Source organism: Subtercola vilae (genome assembly GCF_004923255.1).
Lineage (GTDB): Bacteria > Actinomycetota > Actinomycetes > Actinomycetales > Microbacteriaceae > Subtercola > Subtercola vilae.
The window spans coordinates 1-25,727 of sequence record NZ_QYRT01000021.1; the positions used below are offsets into that span (position 1 = coordinate 1).

At 67.3% G+C, this 25,727-nt stretch carries 24 protein-coding genes and 1 pseudogene; 10 read left to right on the forward strand and 15 right to left on the reverse strand.

Features of this window, described 5'->3' with window-relative positions:
• The 3 genes and pseudogenes from D4765_RS19215 to cofD form a co-directional block, all read left to right on the forward strand.
• A pseudogene (locus D4765_RS19215) lies at window positions 1-305 on the forward strand (hypothetical protein); the annotation flags it as partial.
• Between the two features lie 55 nt (window positions 306-360).
• Window positions 361-1,284, forward strand: a complete 924-nt coding sequence (locus D4765_RS11385) for an LLM class flavin-dependent oxidoreductase (protein WP_201799294.1) — start codon at window positions 361-363, stop codon at window positions 1,282-1,284.
• A gap of 29 nt (window positions 1,285-1,313) precedes the next feature.
• The gene (gene cofD, locus D4765_RS11390) at window positions 1,314-2,351 is read left to right on the forward strand and encodes a 2-phospho-L-lactate transferase (RefSeq protein ID WP_136642426.1); all 1,038 of its coding nucleotides are present in this window, start codon (window positions 1,314-1,316) and stop codon (window positions 2,349-2,351) included.
• A 43-nt stretch (window positions 2,352-2,394) separates the two neighbouring features.
• Here cofD and D4765_RS11395 read toward each other — a convergent pair whose 3' ends face one another.
• Window positions 2,395-3,429: an alpha/beta fold hydrolase gene (locus tag D4765_RS11395; RefSeq protein ID WP_136642427.1), complete on the reverse strand. Its 1,035-nt coding sequence runs from the start codon at window positions 3,427-3,429 to the stop codon at window positions 2,395-2,397.
• Between the two features lie 117 nt (window positions 3,430-3,546).
• Between D4765_RS11395 and D4765_RS19470 the strand changes: the two genes are divergently transcribed.
• Window positions 3,547-4,473, forward strand: coding sequence for a hypothetical protein (locus D4765_RS19470; protein WP_201799295.1), 927 nt, complete (start codon window positions 3,547-3,549; stop codon window positions 4,471-4,473).
• A gap of 24 nt (window positions 4,474-4,497) precedes the next feature.
• Here the strand turns inward: D4765_RS19470 and D4765_RS11405 are convergent, their stop codons facing one another.
• The 5 genes from D4765_RS11405 to D4765_RS11425 form a co-directional block, all read right to left on the reverse strand.
• The gene (locus D4765_RS11405) at window positions 4,498-5,325 is read right to left on the reverse strand and encodes a CofC family guanylyltransferase (RefSeq protein WP_161580427.1); all 828 of its coding nucleotides are present in this window, start codon (window positions 5,323-5,325) and stop codon (window positions 4,498-4,500) included.
• Window positions 5,322-6,116, reverse strand: a complete 795-nt coding sequence (gene cofE, locus D4765_RS11410; protein ID WP_136642429.1) for a coenzyme F420-0:L-glutamate ligase — start codon at window positions 6,114-6,116, stop codon at window positions 5,322-5,324. Before cofE ends, D4765_RS11405 begins: the two co-directional genes overlap by 4 nt.
• On the reverse strand, window positions 6,116-7,117 hold the full coding sequence (locus D4765_RS11415; RefSeq protein WP_136642430.1) for a TIGR03557 family F420-dependent LLM class oxidoreductase: 1,002 nt from the start codon (window positions 7,115-7,117) through the stop codon (window positions 6,116-6,118). Before D4765_RS11415 ends, cofE begins: the two co-directional genes overlap by 1 nt.
• Before the next feature lie 101 nt (window positions 7,118-7,218).
• Complete coding sequence (gene coaD, locus D4765_RS11420) at window positions 7,219-7,704, reverse strand: pantetheine-phosphate adenylyltransferase (RefSeq protein WP_136642431.1); 486 nt, start codon at window positions 7,702-7,704, stop codon at window positions 7,219-7,221.
• A 29-nt stretch (window positions 7,705-7,733) separates the two neighbouring features.
• The gene (locus tag D4765_RS11425; protein WP_136642432.1) at window positions 7,734-9,959 is read right to left on the reverse strand and encodes an ATP-dependent DNA helicase RecG; all 2,226 of its coding nucleotides are present in this window, start codon (window positions 9,957-9,959) and stop codon (window positions 7,734-7,736) included.
• A 127-nt stretch (window positions 9,960-10,086) separates the two neighbouring features.
• On the opposite strand from D4765_RS11425, the gene D4765_RS11430 reads away from it, so the two are divergent.
• The 3 genes from D4765_RS11430 (at window position 10,087) to D4765_RS11440 (ending at window position 13,107) form a co-directional block, all read left to right on the forward strand.
• A complete protein-coding gene (locus D4765_RS11430) occupies window positions 10,087-10,716 on the forward strand; it encodes an RsmD family RNA methyltransferase (protein WP_136642433.1) in 630 nt (209 codons plus the stop codon).
• A 151-nt stretch (window positions 10,717-10,867) separates the two neighbouring features.
• Window positions 10,868-11,515: a TetR/AcrR family transcriptional regulator gene (locus tag D4765_RS11435; RefSeq protein ID WP_136642434.1), complete on the forward strand. Its 648-nt coding sequence runs from the start codon at window positions 10,868-10,870 to the stop codon at window positions 11,513-11,515.
• Complete coding sequence (locus D4765_RS11440) at window positions 11,512-13,107, forward strand: MDR family MFS transporter (RefSeq protein WP_136642435.1); 1,596 nt, start codon at window positions 11,512-11,514, stop codon at window positions 13,105-13,107. Before D4765_RS11435 ends, D4765_RS11440 begins: the two co-directional genes overlap by 4 nt.
• Window positions 13,108-13,206: 99 nt before the next feature.
• Here D4765_RS11440 and D4765_RS11445 read toward each other — a convergent pair whose 3' ends face one another.
• Both D4765_RS11445 and D4765_RS11450 read right to left on the reverse strand, forming a co-directional pair.
• A complete protein-coding gene (locus tag D4765_RS11445) occupies window positions 13,207-13,536 on the reverse strand; it encodes a DUF7882 family protein (protein ID WP_323512213.1) in 330 nt (109 codons plus the stop codon).
• Window positions 13,537-13,686: 150 nt separating this feature from the next.
• Window positions 13,687-14,814, reverse strand: coding sequence for a thiamine-phosphate kinase (locus tag D4765_RS11450; protein ID WP_136642436.1), 1,128 nt, complete (start codon window positions 14,812-14,814; stop codon window positions 13,687-13,689).
• 23 nt (window positions 14,815-14,837) lie between these two features.
• Here D4765_RS11450 and D4765_RS11455 point away from each other — a divergent pair, with 23 nt between their 5' ends.
• Together D4765_RS11455 and D4765_RS11460 are read left to right on the forward strand one after the other, a co-directional pair.
• Window positions 14,838-15,503, forward strand: coding sequence for a DUF3515 family protein (locus D4765_RS11455; protein WP_136642437.1), 666 nt, complete (start codon window positions 14,838-14,840; stop codon window positions 15,501-15,503).
• Window positions 15,504-15,532: 29 nt separating this feature from the next.
• A complete protein-coding gene (locus tag D4765_RS11460) occupies window positions 15,533-16,057 on the forward strand; it encodes a DUF2809 domain-containing protein (RefSeq protein ID WP_201799296.1) in 525 nt (174 codons plus the stop codon).
• 86 nt (window positions 16,058-16,143) lie between these two features.
• Here the strand turns inward: D4765_RS11460 and D4765_RS11465 are convergent, their stop codons facing one another.
• Window positions 16,144-18,183, reverse strand: a complete 2,040-nt coding sequence (locus D4765_RS11465) for a M3 family metallopeptidase (RefSeq protein ID WP_136642438.1) — start codon at window positions 18,181-18,183, stop codon at window positions 16,144-16,146.
• 142 nt (window positions 18,184-18,325) lie between these two features.
• Here D4765_RS11465 and D4765_RS11470 point away from each other — a divergent pair, with 142 nt between their 5' ends.
• A complete protein-coding gene (locus D4765_RS11470; protein WP_136642439.1) occupies window positions 18,326-19,159 on the forward strand; it encodes an aldo/keto reductase in 834 nt (277 codons plus the stop codon).
• Window positions 19,160-19,241: 82 nt separating this feature from the next.
• Here the strand turns inward: D4765_RS11470 and D4765_RS11475 are convergent, their stop codons facing one another.
• The 6 genes from D4765_RS11475 to leuC are packed head-to-tail and all read right to left on the reverse strand — an operon-like array spanning window position 19,242 to window position 25,655.
• Entirely contained in the window at window positions 19,242-20,327 is a 1,086-nt protein-coding gene (locus D4765_RS11475) for a D-alanine--D-alanine ligase family protein (protein WP_136642440.1), read from the reverse strand.
• Window positions 20,230-21,399 (reverse strand): NAD(P)H-dependent glycerol-3-phosphate dehydrogenase, encoded by a 1,170-nt coding sequence (locus tag D4765_RS11480; protein ID WP_136642441.1) that lies wholly within the window; start codon window positions 21,397-21,399, stop codon window positions 20,230-20,232. The genes D4765_RS11475 and D4765_RS11480 overlap by 98 nt, the downstream gene beginning before the upstream one ends.
• Window positions 21,399-22,127, reverse strand: a complete 729-nt coding sequence (locus tag D4765_RS11485; RefSeq protein ID WP_136642442.1) for a lysophospholipid acyltransferase family protein — start codon at window positions 22,125-22,127, stop codon at window positions 21,399-21,401. Before D4765_RS11485 ends, D4765_RS11480 begins: the two co-directional genes overlap by 1 nt.
• A 10-nt stretch (window positions 22,128-22,137) precedes the next feature.
• A complete protein-coding gene (gene murA / locus D4765_RS11490; protein ID WP_136642443.1) occupies window positions 22,138-23,538 on the reverse strand; it encodes a UDP-N-acetylglucosamine 1-carboxyvinyltransferase in 1,401 nt (466 codons plus the stop codon).
• Between the two features lie 11 nt (window positions 23,539-23,549).
• On the reverse strand, window positions 23,550-24,146 hold the full coding sequence (leuD, locus tag D4765_RS11495) for a 3-isopropylmalate dehydratase small subunit (protein ID WP_136642444.1): 597 nt from the start codon (window positions 24,144-24,146) through the stop codon (window positions 23,550-23,552).
• A gap of 3 nt (window positions 24,147-24,149) precedes the next feature.
• Window positions 24,150-25,655, reverse strand: coding sequence for a 3-isopropylmalate dehydratase large subunit (leuC, locus tag D4765_RS11500; protein WP_136642445.1), 1,506 nt, complete (start codon window positions 25,653-25,655; stop codon window positions 24,150-24,152).
• Between the last annotated feature and the right edge of the window lie 72 nt (window positions 25,656-25,727).

Genomic DNA, 25,727 nt, shown 5'->3' on the forward strand with positions numbered 1-25,727 from the left:
GGATGGGCGGGGCTGCAGAATTCGCCGCCGGTGGCGCGAGCGCAGTGGCACCCGGGGTCGGGGCAGAAAATGTTGTGCCCGACGGCATCAACCTGTGGATGCCCGTGGCCGACGAGCGCGCGGCGATGGTGGCTCTGGCGGCGAGCGGTATTCGGGTGGCGGCGGGGTCGTCGTTTCGGGCCGGGCCGAGCGATGACGGGCACTCAGAACTGGGACAGCAGTATGTGAGGATCACGGCCGGTGCCGTGCGCGGCGATGTCGAGGAGGTCGCGGCGCTGCTCGCGGCGGCCTCGCGGCAGGCGTAAGCGCTGGCGGAAGCAGGCCGGGCGCGATGTCGCACCCCCGACCTATGCTGTGAGCATGCGTTACGGAATCGTCATCCTCCCCCAAGACCGCTGGGCCGACGGGCGCCGCAAATGGGTTGAGGCCGAGCAATTGGGCTTCGACCACGCGTTCACGTACGACCACTTGTCGTGGCGCTCGCTGGCTGGCGAGCCCTGGGGTTCAACGATTGTCACGCTCACTGCCGCTGCGGTGGTGACCGAGCGCATTCGGCTTGGCACCTTTGTCTCGTCGCCGAACTTTCGGCATCCGGTGCCCTTCGCGAAAGACGTGGCGTCGCTCGACGATGTGTCGGGCGGCCGGTTCACGCTCGGTTTCGGCTCGGGCGGCACCGGGTTCGACGCATTCGTGCTCGGCCAGCAGGCCCTCAGTGCGCGGCAACGCCACGAGCGGTTCGCCGAATTCGTCGAGTTGCTCGATGCGCTGCTGCGCTTCGAGGCTCCGGATGCCCGGGCGGGCGAAACTCGGGGCGCCGACGTCGAACCCCCGTACGGCATCAGCTTCGATGGCACCTGGTACACCGCACACGAGGCCCGCATGGTGGGGCGTGCGGCGCAGCAGCCGCGGGTTCCGCTGGTGTTGGCGGCGAATGGCCCGAAGGGGCTCGGGCTGGTGGCGCAGTTCGGGCAGGGCTGGGTCACAACGGGGGCCGAGGGGGCGACGGGCGAGGAGTGGTGGCGGTCGGTCGAGTCGCTCTCCGGCCGTCTCGACGACGCCGCGGAGGCCGCCGGGCGTGACCCCGGCAGCATCGACCGGTACCTGTCGGTCGACTCGGGCGGGCAGTACGCCCTGCAGAGTGTGGGGGCGTTCGAGGAGATCGTGGGGCGGGCCTCCGGTGCCGGGTTCACCGACGTGATCACCCACTGGCCGCGGGCCGACGGCATCTACGCGGGATCGGAAGATGTGCTGAGCGAGGTGGCGTCGAGGTTCGTGCGCAGCTGACACCCGCGGTGGGGTGCGAAAATTACAGTGTGAAGATAACTGTTCTGGCCGGTGGCGTCGGTGGCGCCAAATTCCTTCGAGGTTTGCGGGAGCATCTTCGGGCAACCCTGCCTGACGGGCAGGGCGGCACGACAGCCGAGATCACGGCCATCGTCAACACGGGCGACGACCTGTGGCTCACGGGCCTCCGCGTCTGCCCCGACCTCGACTCGATCATGTACACGCTCGGCGGCGCGAACGACGAAGAGCGCGGCTGGGGCCGTCACGGCGAATCGGAGCGGGTCAGCACCGAACTCACCGAATACGGGGTCGGATGGCCGTGGTTCACCCTCGGCGACCTCGACCTCGGCACCCACATCACCCGATCGCACCTGCTGCGCGAGGGCCGCACGCTGTCAGAGGCCACTGCGCATGTGGCTGCGCGGTGGAACCTCGGTATCACGCTGCTGCCGATGAGCGATCAGCCGGTGGAGACGCATGTGGTGGTGGCGGGCGAGGGTGCTGGCGACGGCGGTGCGGCCGGCGGTGCAGGCGCTGGTGCTGAGCGCAGCATGCACTTCGAGGAGTGGTGGGTGCGGTACCGCGCCGGGCTGCCGGCGGTGCGGTTCGAGCAGCGGGGGCTCGAGGAATCCGTGGCTGCGCCGGGGGTGGTCGAAGCGATACTCGGGGGCGACGTGGTGCTGGTGGCACCGTCGAATCCAGTGGTCTCGATCGGAACGATTCTGACAGTGCCGGGCATCCGGAGCGCCCTCGAAAACACAGCGGCTCCGATTGTGGGGGTCTCGCCGATCATCTCGGGGGCGGCTGTGCGCGGCATGGCGCATGCGTGCCTGAGCGCCATTGGGGTGGCAACGGCGGCCGACGCGGTGGGGCTACACTACGGGGCGCGGGCGAGCGGAGGGTTGCTCGATGCATGGTTGGTCGACGAGAGCGATTCGGGGCTGCTGCCGGGGCTAGCTGAGGCGGGGCTCCGGGTGGTGGCGGTTCCGTTGTGGATGAACTCGGTCGAGCACGCGGCGGCGCTTGCTGGTGCCGCTCTGGCGGAGGCGGCTCTGCTGCGCGCGTGACGGCGGCGGGTGCGACGCCGAAGTGATGGCGGCGCTGAAGGGTTCAGCGCATTCCCGCTGCCTTGGTTGGGAGGGATGCTGGAGCGAAGAAGTCCTCCAGCACGGCGTCGGGGCGCTCGATATGGCCGAAGTGGCCAGCGCCTTCGACGGTGTGGGCCGTGAAGTCCGGAATCACAGCATCCAGAAGCGCGTCGTCTGAGTCGGCGACGAAGACGTCTGCGCTGCCGTGCAGGGCGAGAACGGGGCACCGGATGCCCGCCCACACCCGCGCGGCGTCATACTGCCCCGCCCGGGCGGAGGCCTCGGCGAACGACCTCGGGCGGGCCTCTTCGGCGAGTGCCTGCATCACGGTCGCGTCGACGGAGTGCGGGTGAGCGAACAGCGGACTCATGACGAGGCGAAAGAGCCGCGTGTCGCCGGTCGCGTTCACCAGCCGAGTGCCTGAGCGGCCGAGCGCCGCCAGAGTGCGCATGACGAAGAGCATTCCGATGTACGCCGGCAGCCCTCGAAAACGGCGGATCGGATGCCGCACACTCTCGATGACCGAGAAGGTGGTCGCGGAAACCAGCAGAACCTTCTCGGTTGCCCGCGGCTCGTGCGCGGCGAGGTCGAGTGCGACGAAGCCGCCGAGCGAATGGCCGAGGAGCACCCAACTGTCGTAGCCGAGCGCTCGAGTCACCTCGGCGACCGAACTGGAGATGGCCTCGATCGTGCGCTGGTTGGGATCTGCTGGCAGAGCGGTGTCGCCCCAGCCGGGCAGGTCGGGGATGACGAGGTCGCCGAGATCGAGCCCGGCGCGGCGGGCGGCCTGCAGCAGCGGGGTGAAGGTCGACCAGGATCCGGCGGCTCCGTGCAGCAGCACGAGGGCGGTTCGCGGCAGCGCGGCGGGCGGCAGCGAGGTGGGCGGTGCGGGAAGGCTGGGCGCGACAGATCCGGTACGAGGTACCAGAGTCGCAGGTGTCGCGGTGTGCCGCACCGTGACAGCGCCAGCACCGGTGGCGATGACGGAGGTCTTGAGGCCGAAACATCCGGGGTCGGCCACAATACCGAATGGCGCGTACCCCCTGTCGCCCGTCATCACTGTCACTCCCTCTCTTCGCAGCGGAAACCTCTTGGGTTTGCCTTTCCCGCCCCGCCTTACAGTCGCGCGCCCATCGAGGGGGCGGCTGGTGAGGTGGGTTCGTACGATGGGAGGGTGAGCGAAGCAGAGCGGTTCCAAGAGGCCGTGCAGTTGGAGGAACGGGCGCAGTTGGAGGAACGGGCGCAGTTCGAGCAGAGGGTGCGGCGGGCATCCGGAGACCTGACGGGCGCCGGGAGCGCGGCGGAAGCCGAGCGAGTGCTCCGGGAACTGCTGCCCGATCTGGTGCGCGAGCTTCAGTTCGACCGCGCGGCCGGGAGTTTCGGGGCGTGGGGGCTGTCGACGGTGATCGACGAGAACCTCGGGGTGCCCGTGATCGGGCGGGCGCTGTTCGAGGCGCTGCACGCGCTGGCCGGGGTGGGTGCAGCGTGGCCGGTGGGCAACGCCGGGCTGCTGCACGTGTACGGGTACCTGCTGTCGACGGTTCAGACTCCGTACGGGTTGAAGCGCGAGCGGTGGCTGAGCGTCGAGCTGGGGCGGGCGCTCGGGCAGCCGGGCGGGTTTCTGGGGCCTCTCACTGCATCGGCAGACACGAATACGACGCTGCCGTCGGTCGGTGCGAGTGCGGGTGCAGGTGCGGGTGCAGCTGAGAGTGCAGGTGCTGGGAAGAGTGCGACGGCGGGCGGGGTGGATGCTCCGCGGGGGCTCGTGGCCGGCATAACATCGGCCGTGCATCCGGTGCTCACGGCTCCCGGGCACCAGTCTGCAGCACAAGCGTTCATCGACGAGCTGGCCGGCGAGGAGCGCGAGGATGTGGCGCGGGCCGTTCTCGTATCGGCGGCCGGATGCCAAGCGGTGGTCTACGGCATCACGACGGGGTCGACGATGCGAGTGATCACGGCGTTTCCGATCGCGGCTTCGACGTCGGTCGCTGAGTGGATCGAGCGATTCACCGCAGAACCTCCGCGCCTGCGGTTCAACGCAGTGGGCCACGAGCTGCCGGCGCGCTCGGCGCTTGCCGAACGGGTCGTGACGCGCCTCTGATCAGAAACTGCAGCGGGGCGCGGGTCAGAGGGCCGCATCGGTCACGCGACCGAGCAGCTCGGCCGTGCGGGGCCCAAGTGCACCCGACGCCACAGCGGCCACGTCGGCCGGGGTGTCGACGTCGCGGCGGAGGCTCGACGTGAGTGGCACGTCGAGCGGCACGAGCCCAGCCGCCGAATGACGGGCCGCCGAGGCGCCACCGAACAGAGGCCGCAGTGGTTCGCCCGGGCGAGCCGCAATCGTGGTGGTTCCGGTGCCGTCGGCGTCGGCGACGAAGGAGCGCGGATGCCCGGCCGCGCGACCGAGCGCGTCGACGACGTCGGCCGTGTCGAGCGTGGGCAGGTCGGCGGTCATCACGGCGACCCCGGCCGCGGGCCAGCTCCCTCGAGCGAAACGCAGTCCGTCGGCGATGGCGGCGTTGAGACCCGAACCAGCGTCGGGAATCACCTCGACGCGCAGAGGGGACTCTTCAGCGCCCCGACCGAACGCCCCGCCGGCATCGCGCGCACCGGCGCGAAGCGGAAGAGGTATTGCGTCGATCACGGCGCCACGGCCGAGCGCCTTGGCCGAGCCGGACTCGGCGTCGCGCCCGCTGCCCTTACCACCGCCACGCACGGGCGCCGCGTCGAGCCCCGCCAGGGCCGCCGCCGAGGCGGGGTCGTTCGTGACGATGACGACGGCGAGAACATCCGGGGCCCGCAGAATGGCGTCGACAGTGTCGAGCGCAAAGGCGAGCGCCAGGTCACGGCGCTCTGCGACGCTAAGGGGAAAGCTTGCGAGGCGCGACTTCGACTCGTTCGAGCCTTTGACGGGCACGACGACGACCCAGCGGAGGGCAGCGAAGGCTGTCACTGGCTCGCGGCCAGCCCGGCGAGGTATCCGGCCTCGTAGCCGTCGGCGAAGCCCTGCGCGAGGGCTTCGTCGGTGCCGAGCCGAAACATGTCGGTGGGCCCGGTGCGGTTCAGGGCGCGCGCCGGGGTGTCGAGCGACTCGGTGACGAAGTGCGCGAGCCCACGCACGAGCGCCACGGGAACACCCGTCGCCTTGCCCTTGACGAGGTCTGCGGCGGCCGCGATCTCGTCGCCGACAGCCATCTGGGTCACCTGCAGCGTCTGGCCGAAAGTGTCGACGCCGCCACGCAGGTCGTCGACCACCGAGACCCCGGCCGAGCCGATGGCGGCGTCGGTCTGGCCTTCTCGCCAGGCGCGGCCCAAGGTGTCAGAGACGACGATTCCGAGGCGCACGCCGAACCTCTGGCGAAGAGCGGTGGCGAGGCGACGGGCCGACGCGTCGGGGTCGATGGGCAGCAGCAGCACGGTTCCCGCGGGGGTGTTGCTGGCGTCGACTCCGGCCGCGGCCTGAACGATGCCCTGGCGATTCTCGACGATGCGGGTGATGCCGCCCGGATGCTCGCGGGTGGCCACCACGCGCACGGTTTCGGCGGTGATGGCGTCTTCGCGGTCATCCGCTCGCACAGACCTGCCCTCGGCCTTGGAGACGATCTTGCTGGTCACGACAAGAATGTCGCCGTCGGCTGGAGCAACGTCGCCCGCTGCCACGGCATCGCCGATGATGACGTCGAGCGCGTCTCCCGCGCTGATCTCGTCTATGCCCTCAACGGCATATATCGATACCGAGCCCATCAACGCACCACCTTCGGCAGTACGTCGCGCCCGAAGGTCTCGATCCATTCTGCTTGGTTGCGCCCCACATTATGCAGGTAGATGCGATCGAACCCGAGGTCGGCGAATCGCTGGATGTACGCCCTGTGCTCATCGGGTTCACTCGACACCAGCAGCCGCCCCTCGAAGTCTTCGGGGCGAACCATCTTGGCCATCTGCTCGAACTCGAACGGTGAACGGATGTCGGCCTTCGCGAACCGCATGCCGCCATTCGGCCACTCGACCAGCGCGTTCGTGAGCGCTTCTTCATAGGTGGGCGCCCACGAGAGGTGCAACTGGAGCACCTTCGGCATACCGGCGGGGTCTTTGCCCACCTCGCGAGCGCCGTCGGCGAACCGGCTGAACAGCCCGGCGATCTTCTCGATGGGTGCGCCGACGGTGATGAGGCCGTCTGCGTGACGACCGGCTCGGCGCGCCGTCACCGGGCCCGAGGTTGCGACGAGAATCTCGGGAGCGACGAGCGGCATGGTCCAGAGCCGGGTCGACTCGAGAGTGAAGTAGTCGCCGCGGTGTTTGACGTCGCGGCCGGCGAGCGAGGCAGTGAACAGTTTGCTGATGATGTCGACGGCCTCGAACATCCGGTTGATGCGTTCGGGGGCCTCTGGCCAGTACTGGCCGACGATGTGCTCGTTCAGCGCTTCTCCCGAGCCGAGGCCGAGCCAGTGCCGGCCGGGGTACATCGCGCCCATCGTCGCACTCGCCTGCGCGATCATCGCCGGGTGCCAGCGAAACGTCGGAGCAGTGACTCCGGGGCCGAAATCGCCTGACGTTCGCTCGCCGAGCGCGGTGAGAACGTTCCAGACGAATGAGCTCTGGCCCTGCTGGGGCACCCACGGTTGAAAGTGATCGGTCGCCATGGTGCCCGAGAAACCGTGCTTCTCGGCGAGAGCGGCGAGCGCCACGGCCTCTGTCGGGTGAAACTGTTCGAGCATGGCGGCGTAGCCGATCGACAGTTCACTCATACGTCAATCCTGCCATCCCGTCGCACAGTGACGCCCCGGCAGCCCTACAGCACTGCAACCTGCCAGCCCCGCCTCGCGGCAGCATGGAAACCGATCCGCCCTCAGGCGTGCGACGCCAGAAACTCAGCGACCGCAGCGGGAACGTACGGCGACACGTCTCCGCCGAGCCCCGCCACCTGCCGCACCAACGAACTCGACACGTGCGCGTGCGCCGGGTCGGGCAGCAGAAACACGGTCTCAACCCCGGCGAGGTTACGGTTCACGATCGCCATCGGTGTCTCGTACGCCACATCGACCTGCGAGCGAATGCCCTTGACCAGCACTGTCGCCCCCACCTCGACGCAGTAGTCGACCAGCAGCCCCATGCTCCATGACGTGACGACGATGTTCGACGGCAACCCCCCGTCGGCGATGGCCTTCTGAATGAGCACCACCCGCTGGGCAATAGGCAGCAGCGCGGTCTTCCCGGGGTTGTGCACCACGACCACGTGCACCTCGTCGAAGATGCCGGCTGCGCGGGCAATCACATCGAGGTGCCCGAGGGTCACCGGATCGAAGGAACCTGGGACAACCGCAATGGTGCTCATGCCCTCAGGCTACCAACCCCGGCCGACCACTAACTCTTCGCGAGAAACGCACGGTCACTCTCATCGAGGCGTCGCGCCAGTGCGGCACGCAGCTCCGGATGCCCGGCCAACCCCGTGTCGTCTGCGAGTACCTCTGCTGCCGCCTGCCTCGCCTCACCGATGAGGTCGCCGTCGCTCACCACACGAAGCAGCCGCAGCGACGACCGCCCGCCCGATTGGCTGCTGCCGAGCACATCGCCCTCGCGGCGAAGTTCGAGGTCGATCTGCGCGAGCTCGAACCCATCGAGCGTCGACGCCACGGCTTCGACCCGCTCGCGGGCGAGCGTCTCGGGTTCGGCGTAGGTCACGAGCAGGCAGAGCCCCGGAACACCGCCGCGACCGACCCGGCCCCGCAGCTGGTGCAGTTGCGAGACGCCGAAGCGGTCAGCATCCATCACCACCATCGTCGACGCATTGGGCACGTCGACACCGACCTCGATGACAGTCGTTGCCACCAGAACGTCGATCTCACCGGCGGCGAAGGCGAGCATGGTGTGCTCTTTCTCCTCGCTCGTCATGCGGCCGTGCAGTGGCTCGATGCGACGGCCGGCCAGCATGGGGTTGGCGCGGATCTCGGTGAGCATTCCGAGCACCGTGGTCAGCGGCCGGGCGGGGCCCTCTTCGCCGTCGACCGGCTCGAGCTCGTCGGCCGGCTCGGCGACGCTCGGCTCGATGGCCGGGCACACCACGAAGGCCTGCCGGCCCTGCTCGAGCTCTTCGGCGGTTCGCTGCCAGATCCGATTCACCCAGCCGGGCTTGTCTGTGAGCGGCACGACGAAGCTCGAGATGCCCTGGCGACCGGCGGGCAGCTCGCTGATGGTACTGATGTCGAGGTCGCCGAACACCGTCATCGCCACCGTGCGCGGGATGGGCGTGGCCGTGAGCACCAACACGTGCGGCGGCTGAGCGCCCTTCGCCCGCAGCGCCTCGCGCTGTTCGACACCGAATCGGTGCTGCTCATCGACGACGACCAGCCCGAGATCGTAGAACTGAACGTTGTCGCTCAGCAGCGCGTGTGTTCCGACGACGATCTTCGCCTGCCCCGACACCATACGAAGAAGCGCCTTGCGGCGCTGGGCCACCGGCGACTGGCCGGTGTGCAGCGTGGGAACCAGCTCGGCCGCGAGGTCGGGGCCCAGCACCTTCACGATGGAGCGGAGGTGCTGCGAGGCGAGCACCTCCGTCGGCGCGAGCAACGCCGACTGGCCGCCCGAGTCGGCTACCGCGAGCATCGCCCGCAGCGCCACGAGTGTCTTGCCCGAGCCCACCTCACCCTGCACCAGCCGGTTCATCGGCTCGGGCTTCGCGAGGTCGGCCGTGATCTCGCTGCCGACCAGCGACTGGTCGCCAGTGAGGGTGAACGCGAGAGCGCGATCGAACCGCTCGAGGTAGCCACCCTTCTTCGCGACCCGTGGCAACGCCTTCTGGGCGTGGGCGGCCTGGCGCTGCTGAAGCAGCGCCGTCTGCAGAACGAACGCCTCCTGAAACTTCAGGGCGTCTCTCGCACGCCGCCAATCGCTGTCTTTCTCCGGCCGATGGATGCCCTCCAGCGCGGCCTCGAACGACTCGAGCCCGCGCTCTGCCCTGACTGCTGCGGGCACCGGATCTCCGATGTCGCCGAGCGCATCGAGCACCAGCGCCATCGACTTCTGGATCTGCCAGCTCGCCATCGACCCGCTCGCCGGGTAGATGGGAATGGGCATCTCCGCGAACTTCTTGGCCTCTGCAGTGCCAGTGTCGAGCGACAAGTCGTTGAAGAGCTCGTAGTCGGGGTGAGCCAGCTGCAGGGCGCCGCGGTACTCCCCCACCTTGCCGGTGAAGATGCCCCGCACGCCCGGCCGGAGCTCGTTCGAGCGCCACGCCTGGTTGAAGAAGGTGAGCGTGAGAATGCCGTGGCCGTCGGAGATCGACACCTCGAGAATCGACCCACGCCGCGCCTTCATGGGCCTCTCCCGCACGGTGCGCACCTCGGCCACGATGGTGACCGATTCGTTCAGGGGCAGTTCGCCGAGCGCGGTGAGCTCGCCCCGGCGGGCGTACCGGCGCGGGTAGTGCGCGAGCATGTCGGCGACGGTGACGATGCCGAAGGCCTTCTGCAGAGCACCCGCCGTGCGGCCGCCGAGCACGCCCGCGACTTTGGCGTCGAGCGGTGAACCCGCGCCGGTGCCGATGATGACGACCGGGCGGCTCGTCGAAGGCACGGGAGACGCGTTCATATGCCCGATTGTAGGCGCGGGCACTGACACCGCGCAGGCGGTGGCCGAGCATCCATCGCCTGACAGCACGCTAGGGTGCTGGAATGCGCACAACGACCACTCCCCTTCTCGCCGCCGGGGTCACCCGATGACCCGCATCATCGCCGGGTTCGCCGGCTCGCAGCGGCTGGCCGTGCCGCCCGCCGGCACGCGCCCCACCAGCGATCGTGTGCGGGAGGCCGTCTTCTCGGCGCTCGACTCCCGCGGCATTCTCGGGGGCTCGTCGGTGCTCGACCTGTACGCCGGCTCTGGCGCGCTCGCGCTCGAAGCCGTGAGCCGGGGCGCCGCCGAAGCATCGATCGTCGAGCGAGCGCCCGCGGCTGTTCGCGTGATCAAGGCGAACGTGGCGCTGGTTCAGAAGGCCGCGATGGCCACGCGGCCCACTCCGCGCGGCGGCCCGAACGCGCCGGCCAAGCGCGGCGTCGGCAGGCCGCCGAGCGCGAGCCCGCGCATCCATGTGGCAACCCAGTCGGTGGTGGCCTTTCTCGGCCAGACCGTCTCGACGTTCGACGTGGTCTTCATCGACCCGCCCTACGACCTCAGCGAGGCGGAGATCACCGAGGCGCTCACGCTGCTCGCTCCGCACCTGACACCCGGTGCCGATGTGGTGCTCGAGCGCAGCTCCCGCTCGCCCGAGCCGGCGCTGCCGGCGAGCCTGATTCTCGACCGCCGCAAAGACTACGGGGAGACGGTGCTGTACTGGATCACGCCCAGCTGAGTCGAACAGCCGGGAATGGTGGGCGTGCCGGGCCTGCAATCGCGCCGAGTTTTCGGTGAAATTGCAGGCTAAGCAAAATTACATTGTCGCAAATTTGCAGTACAGCAACATTGCAGTTGCGAAACTTTGCACATTGCGCAACAATTGACCCATGACAGTATCTCCCCCGTTGGGCCTTCGCGACAAGAAGCGCGCAGAGACACGGGCCAACCTCGAGCGGGCCGCCGTCGAGCTCGTCGCACGCGACGGCCTCGCTGCCGCAACGGTCGACGCCATCAGCGAAGCGGCCGACGTGTCGTCGCGCACCTTCTTCAACTACTTCGACAGCAAAGAAGACGCCATTCTCGGCCTTCGCGATGCTGTGCTGACCGAAGAAGTCGTCGCTCTGCACATCGCCCGCTACGACGGGGCCGACCTCGTCGAGTCGATCATGAAGCTGGTGTTCGGGGTCATCGGCCCCACGATTGCCAACTCCGACCTGCACGCCATGCGAATGGAGATCGTTCAGGCGCACCCCGAACTCCTCGGCCGTCACATCGCGCAGTTCACCCGCATGGCCGGTCAGATGACGGCGGCCATCCAGACACTCGTGAGGGCCGACAAGACATTCGCTTCCGACGTCGAATCGGCCGCCGATGCCGATCTCGCCGCCTCAGCCGAGCTGCTGCTCGCGCTCTGCAGCGGGGCGGCCCGCGTCGTGATCAAAGAGTGGGTGGCTGCCGGCAGCACGGCAGACCCAGAACAGATTGAAACACGAGCGATCTCGCTCGTCAGAGAGGTAACGAAGAAAATCCAATGACCACCACAATTTCGCCCAAAGCCGTGGCAACTCCTGCGGCCGACCCGGCAGCCAAACGCAACATCCTGCTGGTTTTCGCCGGCCTGATGGTGACGATGCTTCTGGCATCGCTGGATCAGACCATCTTCAGCACCGCGCTGCCGACGATCGTCGGCGAGCTCAACGGGGTTCAGTACATGCTGTGGGTCACCACCGCGTACATCCTCGCGTCGACGATCATGTTGCCGGTGTACGGCAAGCTCGGCGACCTCATCGGCCGCAAGGGCCTGTTCATCGCCGCGATCAGCCTCTTCATCGTCGGCTCTGTCGTGGGCGGCCTGGCACCCGACATGGGCCAGCTCATCGTTGGTCGCGCCATTCAGGGCCTGGGCGGCGGTGGCCTCATGATTCTGTCGCAGGCCATCATCGCTGACGTCGTACCGGCCCGCGAGCGCGGCAAGTACATGGGCATCATGGGCGGCGTGTTCGCACTCTCATCGGTTGCCGGCCCCCTTCTCGGTGGATGGTTCACCGAAGGGCCCGGGTGGCGTTGGGGCTTCTTGATGAACATTCCCCTGGGCATCCTCGCTATCCTCTCGGCAGTCATGTTTCTGCACCTGCCGAAAGGTGGGCAGCAGAAACCGCGCATCGACTTCCCCGGAATGGTGCTGCTCGCACTCGCGTCGACCGGCCTCGTGCTGACCACGACCTGGGGCGGAAACACCTACGCCTGGGATTCGCCCACCATCATCGGCCTCATCGCCGGCACTGTGGTGGCCGCGATCGCCTTCATCATGGTCGAGCGCCGGGCCGTAGAACCGATCATGCCGCCGCACCTGTTCAAAGACCGTAACTTCAACCTCACCACGATCGCCGGTCTCATCATCGGTATCGCGATGTTCGGTGCCCTCGCCTACCTGCCGACCTACATGCAGATGGTCACCGGCGCCACGGCCACCCAGGCCGGGCTGCTGCTCATCCCGCTGATGGCGGGACTGTTGATCACCTCGATCGGCTCGGGCCAGCTGGTGAGCCGCACCGGTCACTACAAGTTCCTGCCCATCGTCGGAACGATCATCACCGCGGTGGCCCTCGGGTTGCTGTCGACCATGACCGCTGGAATGCCGGTCTGGATCATCTGCGCCTACCTTGCCATCATGGGCATCGGGCTCGGTATGTGCATGCAGATTCTGATTCTCATCGTTCAGAACTCGTTCCCGCAGCGTGAAGTGGGTACGGCGACCGCGTCGAACAACTATTTTCGACAGATCGGGGCCTCGCTCGGTTCGGCCGTTGTCGGTTCGCTGTTCGTCGCCAAGTTGACGTCGCTGCTGAGCGAGCGGATGCCCGCCGGAGCCGGCAACGCAGGTGGCAGCAACTCGTTCACGCCTGACCTCGTTCGAGGCCTGCCGTCGGCTGTGCGGGACATCATCGTGGGTTCCTACAACGATGCTCTGACGCCGGTGTTCCTCTACATGGTTCCGCTGGTGCTGGTGGCGACCGTGCTGCTGGTGTTCGTGAAAGAGAAGCCGCTGGCCACGACCATCGAGCGCGACCCGGTGCCACTGGCACAGTCGCTCGAGTTCGACGGCGTCGGTTCAGCAGAGCGGTAACGCAGTACCTCGTGTGGGGGCGGCAGGCTTTCGGGCCGGCTGCCCCCTCACGCGCGTTGGCCGCACTGGAAGAGGTGCGTGCTGGGGTCTCGCTCGGAGTCAGTGCTGGGGGTCTGGCTCGGGCAGCAGTTGCAGGCCGACCGTCGTGCTGGCGCCGAGCATGAGCGCCTCTATCCATGCACGGTTCAGCGAGGGCTCTTTGCTGCCGTAGAACCTGAACTGCAGCGGAATCGAAGGATGCATCCACAGCGAGCCGTGCCCGGCACCCGAATCGAGGCCGGAGGCGTACTGCATGGTGAACGATTCGCCGCGCCGGAGTTTCGTCACGATGACAACACGGAGGTGAGCGAGAACTCGGTCGTCGAAGTCGATGTCGGTTCCGGGGCTCCCGTAGATCAGCTTGCCCATCGTGCGTGTGGCTCCGTTCACCTGCGTCGATGCTGCGACGGTCTTGCGCTTCGTTCGCGCGGCATCCAGAAATTGTAGCGGGCACGCTGGCTGGTTGTCGCGCTGTGGTGGGGGTAGCCTCAGGCGCTCCGGAGCATGGGCAGCGGCGCTCAGGCCCGTAGGCGGTGGCGCTCAGCCGGTGGCGCCGTTCCAGTCGCTGAACGGATCCCACCCGCCGGGCCGCACATACGCCTCGCCGCCAACAGTGACAAGTGGATGCCCAGGTGCGCGCTCGGTGACCACACCGATCATCCGGAAGCCTTCTGGCAGGGCCGCGCCGGATGAGAACGTCGCGAGCATGGCGTGGTCTTCTCCTCCACAGAGCACAAAGTCACGCGCTTGTGCACCGACCACGGGGTCGAGCGCACGAAGTGACTCTGCTTCGGCTTCGATGGCGTCATGCAGAAACTCAATCGACACCCCACTGGCCAGCGCGATGCGCCCCGCGTCGAGAATCAGGCCGTCAGACACATCGAGCATCGCGGTCGCCCCGGCGGTTCCCGCGCGGCGCCCGGCGTCGAGGGGCGAGGTGGGCGCGAGCTGGGCCTCCACCAGTTCGGGGTGCTGCTCGCGCAGCTTCCGTCCGAGTTCGGCATCTGGCTGACCCTCGGGTTCGGGCAATTGCTCAGATGCTGGCGCGGCCGTTTTGTCGGGGCGCGTGGGGAGCACGCTCGTGCCCTCGGCGAACAGCAACCAGATGCCCGCGCCGGCACGGCCGAGTTCGCCGGCGACCGCCACCGTATCCCCCACGGCGGCTCCCGATCGCACAACAGGCTTACGGCCCTCAAGCGAACCGAAGGCGGTGACGGCCAGCGTCAGCGTGTTCGACACCGAGAGATCACCACCCACCACGCCGGTGCCCGGCGCGTGCGCCGCGCAGGCATCTCGGAGGCCGTCAGCGATACCTTCGAGCGTGGCGACAGGGGTGTCGAGCGGGGCCGCGATCGCAACGACGAGGGCAGAGGGAACGGCTCCCATCGCCGCAACATCGGCGAGATTGGTGATCGCCGCCTTCCAGCCCAGGTCGTGCGGGGTCGACCACGCGAGGCGAAAGTCGGGCCCGTGAATCATCATGTCAGTGGTGACGACGAACCGGGCATCCGGTGCCGCCACGACCGCGGCATCGTCACCCGGGCCGAGCAGAGCGCCCGAAGACGCGGGCAACCGCGGGAAGATGCGCTTCAAGGCCTCAACCTCGCCGACCGACGAGAGAGTATCGGTCGGCGGTGAAAGCTGAAGGTCTGCCCCGTGAGTACTCATTTCTAAACGGTAGCCTGTCGGTGATGTTCACCCGCAAACGCCTCCTGGTTCCCGGCGCCCTTCTGGCCGGTCTTCTCGCCGTCGTGGTCACCGGCTGCACACCCACCGTCGCGCTCGACCCGGCGGCCAATGCCACCGATCCGGGCTGCGCCGAAGTGATGGTGCGCCTGCCCGACTCGGTCGCGAGCGAGAGCCTCCGCCAGACGAACGCGCAGGCGACAGCCGCGTGGGGCTCGCCCGCCTCGATACTCCTGCGCTGCGGGGTGCAACCGTATGGCCCCACAACGCTGCCCTGCGACACCATCTCGGGCATCGACTGGATCGAAGACGACTCGCAGGCCCCGTCGTACACCTTCACCACGTTCGGTCGCACACCCGCGACGCAGGTCATCGTCGACTCCAACGCCGTCTCGGCTGTGACGGCCCTCGTCGATCTGCAGAGCGCCTTCGCGGCCACCCCCCAGACCAATAAGTGCGTCGACGCCAACGACGTGCTCGGCGCCGGCGGCACCCCCATCGGCTCCTCCACCGGCACTGCGGCGCCCACCCCGGCTCCGACCGCCGGCAGCACAGGCACTGGCACTGGCACTGGCACTGGCACTGGCACCACAACAGTGCCCACCCCGGCGCCCACCGACACGACAGCGCCCTTCATCATCGAGACCACGCCCCCGGCCGCTGCGGGCTGATCCTGCACACTCGACCGCCGAGGCGGAGGATGCGTCGCACCGCGCTTGCCATTGCCGCCGCGGCCACTGTCGCCGCGGGACTCATCATGCATTACAACGCCGCGGAATGGCTCGCATCGGGGTCGCTCGGTTCGGGGTCGCTCGGTTCGGGCTGGTTCGGTTCGGGCTGGTTCGGTTCGGGCTGGTTCGGCAGCGGCTGGATCGGCGGTAGATCGAGCACGTGGGCGTGGATCCTCGACGCCAGCGGTGATGCACTTTACGCAGCGCTCATCTACTTGCTCCTCGCGCTGATCCTGACCGTCAGACAGAGCCCGAGGCTTCTCGCCGCAGGTCTCGCCCTGGCATTCTGCTGGATCATCGAGTTTCTGCAGCTCACCGACCTACCGGCGCGAATCGACGCCGCCTTCCCGCCCGCCGCACTCGTGCTCGGCAGCACCTTCGCGCCGACCGACCTCGCCGCCTACGCCGTCGGCGTCACCCTCGCCCTGCTCGCCGATGTCGCCGTCTCAACCCTGGCCGGGCATCCTCTCCTCCACGCACGCCGCCCCCACTGACACCGCCTCACCGCCCCGCCGCATCCATCGGCGATCGGCCATCGAGAGGGCAGGGCGGCGAGCGGCGGGCGGGAGAGGTGAGGACGTCAGGGGGTCAGGCCTCGACGGGCGAGGAGGGGCGCGATGTCGGCGTCGCGTCCGCGGAAGTCGCGGTAGGCCTCAAGCGGGTCGCGGGAGCCGCCGACGCCGAGCAGGCGCTGACGGAAGCGGTCACCGTTGGCGCGCGTGAGGCCGCCGTTCTCGGTGAACCACTCCACAGTGTCGGCGTCGAGCACCTCGCTCCAGATGTAGGAATAGTAGCCGGCGTCGTATCCGCCTGAGAACGTGTGCGCGAAGTATGTGCTCGAGTACCGCGGCGGAACAGCCGGGTTGCCGAGCCCGAAACCGGCAAGCGCCGCAGCCTCGAAGGCCGCCACATCCTCGACCGCATCGCCCGCCCCGAGCCGGTGCCACGCCTGGTCGAGCAGCGCCGCAGCGAGGTACTCAGAGGTGGCGAACCCCTCATTGAACCCCGCCGACGCCTGCACCTTCGCCACGAGTTCGGCCGGCATGGGCTCGCCGGTGAGGTGGTGCACCGCGTAGTTCGCCAGAACCTCGGGCCAGAGCATCCACATCTCATTGACCTGGCTCGGAAACTCGACGAAATCGCGAAACACGCTTGTTCCCGAGAACTTCGGGTAGGTCACGCGTGCGAACAACCCGTGCAGAGCGTGCCCGAACTCGTGGAAGAACGTGTTCACCTCGTCGAACGTGAGCAGCGTGGGTGTGCCCTCGGCGGGCTTGGGAACATTGAGGTTGTTGGTGACGATCACCGGATGCCCGAGCAGGGCACTCTGCGACACCAACGAGTTCATCCAGGCCCCGCCGCGCTTCGAGTCGCGCGTGTAGAGGTCGAGCACGTAGAGCCCCACCGCCGAACCGCCTTCGTCGTGCACCTCGAACACGCGCGCCTCGGGGTGGTACGCCCGCAGGTCGGCGCGTTCGGTGAAGGTCACTCCGTAGAGCCTGTTCGCCGCGAAGAAGACCCCGTCGCGGAGCACCCGCTCGGCCTCGAAGTAGGGCCGCATCTCGGCGGTGTCGACGTCGAACCGCGCCTTGCGCACCTTCTCGGTGAGGTACGCCCAATCCCACGCCTCGACAACGTATTCGCCACCGAATAGGCGCTGTAGCGCGGCCTGCTCGACACGGGTATTGCGGGCCGCCGGCGGTGCGAGCCGGCGCAGCAGGGCATCCACAGCCGCAGGCGTTGCGGCCGTCTCATCTGACGTAACGAAGGCCGCGTGCGATTCGAAACCGAGCAGGCCCGCCCGCAGAGCGCGCAGCCGGGTGATTTCGAGCACCAGGTCGCGGTTGTCGAACTCACCCCCGCGGTTACCCCGCGACCGTGACGCGGTGAAGAGTCGTTCGCGCACACGTCTGTCGGTGAGTGACGCGAGGTACGGATGCCCGGTCGGCAGCACGAGCGTCACCACCCACTTGCCCGGCAGCCCCCGCTCTGCCGCAGCCTCCGCAGCAGCGGAGATCTCGCCCGCACCGAGCCCCTCGAGCTCGGTCACGTCGTCGATGACCAGGGCCAGCGCGTTGGTCTCGGCCAGCAGGTTCTTCTCGAACTTCGTCGTGAGCTCAGAGAGCCGCCGGTTGTACTCCCGCAGCTGCTGTTTCTGGGCGTCGCCCAACCCGGCGCCGGCTTGCGTGAACTCAGCGAGGTAACGCTCGACGAGGTACCGCGACTCTGCGTCGAGGCCGCCGGCACCACCGAACTCCGCTGACGCCCGCACCGCCTTGATGCGCGCGAACAGCCGCGAGTCGAGTCGCAGCGCGTCTGCGTGGGCGGCGAGCTTCGGCGCCAACTCTTCTTCGAGTGCGTTCGTCGTGTCGTTGCTGTCGGCCGACGCCTTATTGAAGAACACGGTCGCGACGCGTGACAGCATCTGGCCGCTCCGCTCGAGCGGAATCAGCGTATTGGCGAAGGTGGGGGCATCCGGTGCCGTCACTATCGCCTCGACCTCGGCGAGATGCTCGGCCATGCCCCGCTCGAACGCAGGCCGGTAGTGTTCATCGGTGATCGCCCCGAAATCGGGCAGTTGGTAGAGCAGAGTGCTCGGCTCGAAGAACGGGTTCGTCATGGGCCCAGCCTATGGCCGAGCACAGCAGAGGATATGGCTGCCGGGTTGCACAGCCCTGGCTGCGAGTTCCCCGCCTCGGGCCGAATTCGCAAGCCCCGCGCCGCAGTTCGTGTCGACGGCCGACAGGGAATAGCGTTGACGTATGACAGTTCCCAACGTGACCCTCAACAACGGCGTGCAGATTCCCCAGCTCGGGTTCGGCGTCTTTCAGATCAAACCCGACGAGACGAAGGCTGCGACCCTGGCGGCGCTCGAAGTTGGCTACCGCCACATCGACACCGCCGAGATGTACGGCAACGAGAAAGAGGTCGGCGAGGCCGTTGCGGCCTCCGGCATTGCGCGCGAAGACATCTTCGTCACGAGCAAGCTCAACAACGGCTTCCACGAGCGCGACGCTGCGCTGAAAGCGTTCGACGGCACCCTCGAGGCGCTCGGTTTCGACTACCTCGACCTGTTCCTCATCCACTGGCCGCTACCCGCCGTGGGTGACTACGTCGAAACGTGGAAGGCCATGCAGGAGATGCTCGCCAGCGGCCGCGTCAAGTCAGTCGGTGTCTCGAACTTTCAGCAGCACCATCTCGAGCGCCTCTTCGCCGAGACCGACATCGTTCCTGTTGTGAACCAGATCGAAGTGCACCCGTACCTGACACAGGATGCCCTGCGCGAGTTCGGCGTTGCAAACGGTATCGCCACCGAAGCCTGGTCGCCCATCGCCCAGGGCAAGGTGCTCGACGACCCCGCCATCGTGGCCATCGCCGACCGCATCGGCAAGTCGACCGCCCAGGTCACCCTGCGCTGGCACATCCAGCGCGGCGACATCGTCTTTCCGAAGTCGGTGACTCGTTCACGCGTCGAAGAGAACTTCGCCCTGTTCGACTTCGAGCTCACCGAAGCCGACATCTCCGCCATCACCGCTCTGAACCGCGACGAGCGCACGGGCCCCAACCCCGACGAGTTCAACTACATCCCCAGCTGACCTCGCCGTACGCTCCCCCTGCCCGCCCCTCGCTCCCCTTCCACCTCATCGTGGCCGGGGGCAGGAGGGGCAGCGGGGCGGGCTACTCGAGGGCCAGTGCGATGAGCTCGTCGATGATCTCGGGGTAGGTGACGCCCGAGGCGATCCAGCACGCGGGAAACATCGAGATCGGGGTGAACCCCGGCATCGTGTTGATCTCGTTCACCACGAACCCGGTGGGCGTCAGAAAGAAGTCGACCCGCGCGAGCCCCGCGCCGCCGATCGCGTCGAACGCCCGCACGGCCAGTGACTGCATCTCGCCGAGCTCCTCTGCCGTGAGGTCGGCCGGGCACACCAATTCGATGCCCGCTGCTCCCAGGTATTTCGCGTCGAAGTCGTAGAACTCGCGGCCCGTCATGACCACCTCGCCGGCAACGGATGCCCGGGCAGGCCCCCCGGCGCGGCCCCCCAGTACCCCGCACTCGACTTCACGCCCGACGATGCCCTCTTCGATCAGCACGCGGTCGTCTTCGGTCAGCGCCCCCGCCATGGCAGCCGAGAGCTCTGACCAGTCTTTGACCTTGCTCACACCGACCGACGACCCCGCGCGGGCCGGTTTCACGAACACGGGCAGGGTGAGCTCGCTCACGAGCTCGGAGACAGCAGCGGGCGCCGAAGCCCACTGCCTGGCCGTCACCGTGTGCCACGGAGCAACGGCAATACCGGCCTGGGCGAGAACCGTCTTGGTGAAGTGTTTGTCCATGCCGAGCGCCGACGCGAGCACTCCGTCGCCCACATACGGCAGCCCCACGAGTTCGAGCAGCCCCTGAATGGTTCCGTCTTCTCCGTACGGGCCGTGCAGGATGGGGAACACCACGTCGACCTGGCCGAGCGAGCGCGACTGGCCCCGGGCATCCAGAACCGTGAGCTCACGCGACGAAGCACTCTCGGGCCACCGCACGCGCGAACCGTTGTCGAGCACCACGGGCAGCTTCTGCGGGTCGAGTGCGAACTTCGCCGCGTTGTCGTCTTCGAGCACGAACGCGCCGTCGGCCGTGATGCCGATGGGAATCACGTCGTACCGCGACCGGTCAATCGCTTGGAGAACCCCGCCGGCCGTTGCGCAGCTGATCGAATGCTCGCTGGAACGGCCGCCGAAGAGCAGAGCCACCACGGTTTTGTCTGCCATCGTTCGGCCTTTCGCCCTGGGGTTCGAGTGAGTCTGTTGTGAGATGAGGTGCAATATCTCGCGGGTTCAGCGTACCGGCAAGCACTTGGCTGACCTGTTGCACGATGGGCATGTCGACCCCGCGCGCTGCCGCGAGGGTGAGAATCGGCGCGACAGACGACAGGCCCTCCGCGGTCTGGTGCATGCGCTCGACCACGTCGCTGAAGCTGTAGCCCTGGCCGAGCAGCCGCCCGGCGGTGTTGTTGCGTGACAGCGGCGAGCTCGCGGTCGCGATGAGGTCGCCGAGCCCGGCCAGCCCCGACATCGTCTCGGGCCGCCCGCCGTACGCTACAGCGAAATCGGTCATCTCGGCGAGGCCGCGCGTGATGATCGAGGCCTTTGTGTTCTCGCCATAGCCCACGCCGTCGACGATTCCGATGGCCACCGCGATGAGGTTCTTCAGCACTCCCCCGAACTCGGTGCCGATGACGTCGGTGTTGACGAACGAACGAAAGTAGCGATTGCTCGCGACCATGGCGACCGACTCGGCCGTGCCGAGACTCGCCGACGACACTACGGCGGCCGTGGGCTGTTCCCGGGCGATCTCGAGTGCGAGGTTGGGGCCGGATGCCACGGCGAGCCGGTCGCGATCGATACCGAGGCCCAGCTCGAGCACCTCACTCATGCGGAGGCCTGTGCCCTTCTCTACGCCCTTCATCAGGCTCACCACCACGGTGTTCGGCCCGATCAGCGGCGCCAGAGCAGCGAGGTTCGAGCGCAGCGTCTGGCTCGGAATCGACACGAACACCATCGACGACTGCCCCACCGCATCGGCGAGGTCGGCGGTCGCCCGGATGCTCTGCGGCAGGTTCACGCCCGGCAGGTAGTCGCTGTTGCGCTTGCCCTCGGTTATCTCGCGGGCGAGTTCGGGGCGGCGTGCCCACAGTGTGACGTCGCTGCCCCCGTCGGCCAGGATCTTGGCGAACGTCGTACCCCAACTCCCCGCCCCCAGAACGGTGACGGCGCGCGTCGGAACAGCGACGAGCCCCCGCTTGCCCCGCGCCACGCGGGCAACTCGTTCCGTGCGTGCCATTACAGTGCCCCGTACTCGGTCTGCGAATGCTCTGCCGGGTTCCACCGCTCGGCCGGCGCGGTTTCGCCGCGCAGGTCTTCGAGTAGCTTCGTGATGGCATCCATCACGAGCCCGGTCGCTTCGAGCAGCGCGGCCTGGCTGAGCGCACCACCGCGAAATCGGTCGAGGTCGACGGCGGGGCCGTACTTGATGTGAATCGTCTTGCGCGGAAACAGGCTGATCTTCTTGCTCCATCGCGGCAGCACCGCCTGCGTGCCCCAGTGGGCGACAGGGATGATCGGCAACTCGTTCTCGAGCGCAATACGCACCGCGCCGCTCTTGCCGCGCATGGGCCAGAGCCCGGGGTCGCGCGTCAGAGTGCCCTCGGGGTACACGATGACGCCCTCACCCATCGCCGTGAGGTCGTGGGCCGCCGTCAGCGGGTTGTTACCGTGCGTGCGCCCGGAACGCTCGACCGGGATCTGTCGAATCTGCCGCAGGGCCCAGCCGAGCACGGGCACGCTGAACAGCGATGCCTTCGCGAGAAACCGGGGCACCCGCCCCAGCCGCCACACCGACCAGCCGATGACGACCGGGTCGATGTCGCTGTAATGGTTGGGGGTCAGCACAAACGACCCGGTGCGGGGCAGGTGGTGGGCATCCTGAACCTCAAGCCGACAGAGCGCCGCGATCACCGGAATCACCGGTGCGGCGAGCAGCCGAAACGACAGTGTCTTTTCTGAAGGCACCGTGTGGCCGTTACGCCGCGAAGGAGAAGTCGGCTCCCAGCTTCTGCAGTTTGCCGGCGAAGTCGCCGTAGCCACGGCTGATGAGGCCCACGTTGCTGACCCGCGACTGACCTTGGGCGGTGAGTGCCGCGATGAGGTGGCTGAAGCCACCGCGCAGGTCGGGAACCTCGATGTCGGCACCGTGCAGCTTGGTGGGGCCCGTGATGACCGCCGCCTGCTCGAGCGCGCGGCGAGGTACCCGGCGGTAGCCGCCTTCGAGGCCGTTCTTGTGCACCTCGATGTCGGCGCCCATCTCAACGAGCGCCTCGGTGAAGCCGAAGCGGTCTTCGTAGACCGTCTCGTGCACGATGGAGGTGCCCACGGCCTGCGTGAGCGCGACGATAAGCGGCTGCTGCCAGTCGGTCATGAAGCCCGGGTGAACGTCGGTCTCGATGACGACGGGCTTGAGGTCGCCGCCCGGGTGGTAGAAGCGAATGCCGTCTTCTTCGATGTCGAACGCCCCGCCGATCTTGCGGAACACGTTCAGAAACGTCATCATCTCCTGCTGCTTGGCACCCACGCAGAAAATGTCGCCCTTGGTCGCGAGGGCAGCGGATGCCCAGCTCGCGGCCTCGTTACGGTCGAACAGCGCCCGGTGGTCGTAGCCCTTCAGGCTGTCGACACCTTCGATGAGAATGACACGGTTGGGCTCGATTGAGATGATCGCACCCATCTTCTGCAGAACAGCGATGAGATCCATGATCTCGGGCTCGATGGCCGCGTTCTTCAGCTCGGTGATGCCTTTTGCGCGAACCCCGGTGAGCAGAACCTGCTCGGTGGCTCCGACGCTCGGGTAGGGCAGCTCGATGTTGGCACCGGTCAGGCCGTTGGGAGCGGTGATGTTGATGCCGCTCGGCAGCTTGTCGACCACGGCACCGAAGGCGCGAAGCGCGTCGAGGTGAAAGTCGATGGGGCGGTCGCCGATGCGGCAACCGCCGAGGTCGGGAATGAACGCGTGGCCGAGGCGGTGCAGCAGCGGCCCGCAGAACAGGATGGGGATGCGGCTCGAACCCGACAGCGCGTCGATCTCGGCGCTCTGGGCGATGGCCACATTGGCGGGGTCGAACACGAGGATGCCCGATTCGGGGCTGCCCGTGATCTCGACGCCGTGAATCTCGAGCAGTCGCGACACCACGTGCACGTCGCTGATGTCGGGCACGTCGCGGAGCACGCTTTTCGTATCGCCGAGCAACGACGCGACCATGGCTTTGGTGACCAGGTTCTTCGCTCCGCGCACGTCGATACGGCCGCGGAGCGGCCGGCCACCGTTCACGATGATCGTGTCGGAGAGGAGGCCGACGTGAGCCGCTGCCTTCTGGGCATCGAGCTTCTGGGCTTCGTGCTTCTGAGTATCTTGGAGGATGGTGTTCATAGAGGTGCTGCCTACTTCACTGGGAGGGTCTTCGGCCGCCAACTGTGCCTGCGGCTTTCGAATTCTGTGATCTGCGCTTCACTTCGCAGTGTGAGCCCGATGTCGTCGAGACCTTCGAGCAGCCTCCACCGAGTGTAATCGTCGATCTCGAAAGGCAGCGTGAGGTCGCCGATCGAAACGGTCTTGGTCGTCAGGTCGACACTGATGTCACGGCCCGGCTCGGCGTCGATGACCGCCCAGACCTTCTCGATGTCGGCCTCGGTGAGTTCGGCCGCGAGCAGGCCCTGCTTGCCTGAGTTGCCGCGAAAGATGTCGCCGAACCGAGAGCTCAGAACCGCCTGGAACCCGTAGTCGCGAAGCGCCCACACGGCGTGTTCGCGCGACGAGCCGGTACCGAAGTCGGGGCCTGCCACCAACACTTTCGCGCCGACGAATTCGGGCGCGTTGAGCACGAAATCGGGGTCTTGGCGCCATCCGTAGAACAGGGCGTCTTCGAAGCCCGTCTTGGTGACACGCTTCAGGAAGACGGCCGGGATGATCTGGTCGGTGTCGACGTTCGACCGCGCGAGCGGCATGGCGACCCCGGTGATGATCGATACTGCGTGCATGATTCAGACCGCCTTTGAAGTGGTTGCAGAACCGGCTGCGGCGAGTTCGCCGGCTGAAAGTTCGCCGGCCGCGAGTTCGCCGCCGGGTTCACCCTGCTCGAGATCCCACGGGCTCGACAGCGTGCCGCGAATTGCCGTGGCCGCAGCGACCAGCGGCGACACCAGGTGGGTGCGCCCGCCCTTGCCCTGGCGGCCCTCGAAGTTGCGGTTCGATGTGGATGCACACCTCTCGCCCGGCGCGAGCTGGTCGGGGTTCATTCCGAGGCACATCGAGCACCCGGCGAAGCGCCACTCGGCCCCGAACGCTTCGACGATCTTGTCGATGCCCTCGGCTTCGGCCTCGATGCGTACCCGCGCGGAGCCCGGAACCACCATGACCCGCACATTCTCGGCCTTCTTCTGGCCCTTGATGACCGAGGCGAACGCGCGCAGGTCTTCGATGCGACTGTTGGTGCACGAGCCCATGAACACCGCGTCGACCGCGATCTCTTTCATGGGCGTATTGGCCGTGAGCGCCATGTACTCGAGCGCGCGCTCGGCAGTGGCGCGGTCATTGGCATCGACGATCAGCGACGGGTCGGGCACGTTCTCGCTGAGCGAGACACCCTGGCCCGGGTTGGTGCCCCAGGTCACGAACGGCTCGAGCTCGTCGGCGTTCAAGAAGACCTCGGCGTCGAACACCGCGGTGTCGTCGGTCTCGAGCGTCTTCCAGTACTCGAGCGCCTCGACCCAGTCGTCGCCGGCAGGCGCGTGCGGCCGACCCTCGAGGTAGTCGAACGTGATCTGGTCGGGCGCCACCATTCCCGCACGGGCACCGGCCTCGATCGACATGTTGCAGATGGTCATACGCCCCTCCATGGAGAGAGCCCGGATGGCCGACCCACGGTACTCGAGCACGTAGCCCTGCCCGCCACCGGTGCCGATCTTCGCGATCACCGCGAGAATGATGTCTTTGGCCGTGACGCCCGGGCGAAGCGTGCCCTCGACGGTGATGGCCATGGTCTTGAACGGCTTCAACGGCAGAGTCTGCGTGGCGAGAACGTGCTCAACCTCGCTGGTGCCGATGCCGAATGCCATGGCACCGAAAGCGCCGTGGGTGGAGGTGTGTGAGTCGCCGCAGACCACGGTGATACCGGGCATGGTGAGACCGAGCTGAGGGCCCACCACGTGAACGATGCCCTGCTCCACGTCGCCCAGGGAATGCAGCCGAATTCCGAACTCTTTCGCGTTCGTACGCAGCGTGTCGATCTGTGTACGGCTCGTCAGGTCGGCGATCGGCCTGTTGATGGCAAGAGTGGGGGTGTTGTGATCTTCGGTGGCGATGGTGAGGTCGGGGCGGCGAACCGGGCGCCCGGCCACCCTCAAGCCGTCGAAGGCCTGGGGGCTGGTGACCTCGTGCACGAGGTGGAGGTCGATGTAGAGAAGGTCAGGGGTGCCGTCTTCGCCTTTGACGACCAGATGGTCGTCCCACACCTTCTCGGCAAGGGTTCGGCCCCTGGGTTCTGACATGTTTCCACCTTTGAAATGCTCGGGTAACTATCCGCTCATTCTAACCGCGTGGCTTCGAATTGATTCCCGTGC

Bases quoted from the DNA above. Each gene is read 5' to 3' on its own strand.
- leuC (WP_136642445.1), bottom strand. From the start codon at position 25,655: ATGTCAGAACCCAGGGGCCGAACCCTTGCCGAGAAGGTGTGGGACGAC.
- D4765_RS11455 (WP_136642437.1), top strand. From the start codon at position 14,838: ATGTTCACCCGCAAACGCCTCCTGGTTCCCGGCGCCCTTCTGGCCGGT.
- D4765_RS11435 (WP_136642434.1), top strand. From the start codon at position 10,868: ATGACAGTATCTCCCCCGTTGGGCCTTCGCGACAAGAAGCGCGCAGAG.
- D4765_RS11460 (WP_201799296.1), top strand. From the start codon at position 15,533: ATGCGTCGCACCGCGCTTGCCATTGCCGCCGCGGCCACTGTCGCCGCG.
- D4765_RS11480 (WP_136642441.1), bottom strand. From the start codon at position 21,399: ATGGCACGCACGGAACGAGTTGCCCGCGTGGCGCGGGGCAAGCGGGGG.
- D4765_RS11440 (WP_136642435.1), top strand. From the start codon at position 11,512: ATGACCACCACAATTTCGCCCAAAGCCGTGGCAACTCCTGCGGCCGAC.
- D4765_RS11465 (WP_136642438.1), bottom strand. From the start codon at position 18,183: ATGACGAACCCGTTCTTCGAGCCGAGCACTCTGCTCTACCAACTGCCC.
- D4765_RS11470 (WP_136642439.1), top strand. From the start codon at position 18,326: ATGACAGTTCCCAACGTGACCCTCAACAACGGCGTGCAGATTCCCCAG.
- D4765_RS11395 (WP_136642427.1), bottom strand. From the start codon at position 3,429: ATGACGGGCGACAGGGGGTACGCGCCATTCGGTATTGTGGCCGACCCC.
- murA (WP_136642443.1), bottom strand. From the start codon at position 23,538: ATGAACACCATCCTCCAAGATACTCAGAAGCACGAAGCCCAGAAGCTC.
- cofE (WP_136642429.1), bottom strand. From the start codon at position 6,116: ATGGGCTCGGTATCGATATATGCCGTTGAGGGCATAGACGAGATCAGC.
- D4765_RS11475 (WP_136642440.1), bottom strand. From the start codon at position 20,327: ATGGCAGACAAAACCGTGGTGGCTCTGCTCTTCGGCGGCCGTTCCAGC.
- D4765_RS11450 (WP_136642436.1), bottom strand. From the start codon at position 14,814: ATGAGTACTCACGGGGCAGACCTTCAGCTTTCACCGCCGACCGATACT.
- D4765_RS11415 (WP_136642430.1), bottom strand. From the start codon at position 7,117: ATGAGTGAACTGTCGATCGGCTACGCCGCCATGCTCGAACAGTTTCAC.
- D4765_RS11425 (WP_136642432.1), bottom strand. From the start codon at position 9,959: ATGAACGCGTCTCCCGTGCCTTCGACGAGCCGCCCGGTCGTCATCATC.
- D4765_RS11430 (WP_136642433.1), top strand. From the start codon at position 10,087: ATGACCCGCATCATCGCCGGGTTCGCCGGCTCGCAGCGGCTGGCCGTG.
- D4765_RS11385 (WP_201799294.1), top strand. From the start codon at position 361: ATGCGTTACGGAATCGTCATCCTCCCCCAAGACCGCTGGGCCGACGGG.
- coaD (WP_136642431.1), bottom strand. From the start codon at position 7,704: ATGAGCACCATTGCGGTTGTCCCAGGTTCCTTCGATCCGGTGACCCTC.
- leuD (WP_136642444.1), bottom strand. From the start codon at position 24,146: ATGCACGCAGTATCGATCATCACCGGGGTCGCCATGCCGCTCGCGCGG.